Source organism: Pseudomonas sp. P65(2024), assembly GCF_057480955.1.
Map to the genome: position 1 here is coordinate 1 of NZ_JBLIYX010000046.1, position 645 is coordinate 645.

General features: G+C 56.6%; 1 protein-coding gene. It reads left to right on the top strand.

Translation table 11 applies throughout. The features are described from left to right. The coding region (locus tag AC25MA_RS25800) for a transposase (RefSeq protein WP_486971636.1) at nucleotides 1-388 on the top strand (388 nt) is incomplete at its 5' end. Between the last annotated feature and the right edge of the window lie 257 nt (nucleotides 389-645).

Sequence of the window (645 nt, forward strand, 5' to 3'; positions counted from 1 at the left end):
GAGCATGCCGTGTGTTGGGCCGATCACCGCCAGCCTGCTGGCTGTAGAAATGGGAGATGCTCGGCAGTACGGCAGTAGCCGGGACTTTGCGGCCTCTGTAGGTCTGGTGCCCCGCCAGTACAGCACTGGTGGTAGGCCAGCTTTGCTGGGGATCAGCAAGCGTGGCGACAAGAACCTTCGGCATTTGCTGGTGCTGTGCGCACGGGTCTACATGCTTCGCCTGAAGTATCAGAAAGGCCCATTGGCCGATTGGGTGCGTTCATTGCTCGCGCGACGTCACTCCAATGTGGTGGCCTGCGCGTTGGCCAACAAACTGGCACGCATTGCGTGGGCCATTGCCACTCGGCACACGCAATATAAAACGGAGCCAGACGCGATAAACGCCTGACCCCGTTGTGCTGCACCGAGTTTCACCATCAGGTTTTGCGATAGCTGAACAACAGATGAAATAAACGGCCGATCGGCCTGGCGATGATCCTGAACGACCAATTGGCTCTTGGAAGCCGCCTACTTTGTTAGGATCGCCAGGTGCGAATGCTCATCGTGGCGCGGGATGCGAGCCCAATAGACGCCGGATAGATTGAAGCAAGCCATCCATTCCATCTGATGAACAGTATTGCAAAAAATGGGGTGACCATAGATTGG